Raw genomic sequence first — 255 nt, forward strand, 5'->3', positions numbered from 1 at the left:
TACAACGCCAAAGTGGTTTTGTTTGTTAGAAGTTAAGAAATAAAGTAGACGAAAGAATTTAATACGCTTTTCCAGATTTTAGTGAGACGTTGATAAACGTCTTGCACACAGATTTTCCTGGTGAAAATAGCATTTTGGAACCACCTGACCCCATGCCGAACTCAGTAGTGAAACGAAATAGCGCCGATGATAGTGTGGGGTTTCCCATGTGAAAGTAGGACATCGCCAGGGCCTTATAAGAGAAACCCGTTGCAG

1 rRNA gene is annotated in these 255 nt (G+C 42.0%); it reads left to right on the top strand.

The features are described 5' to 3' along the window. The first annotated feature begins 116 nt into the window (after positions 1-116). A 5S ribosomal RNA gene (gene rrf, locus CWB98_RS23025) occupies positions 117-231 on the top strand. The last annotated feature ends 24 nt before the right edge of the window (positions 232-255 follow it).

It is taken from the genome of Pseudoalteromonas rubra (assembly GCF_005887115.1).
GTDB lineage: Bacteria > Pseudomonadota > Gammaproteobacteria > Enterobacterales > Alteromonadaceae > Pseudoalteromonas > Pseudoalteromonas rubra_F.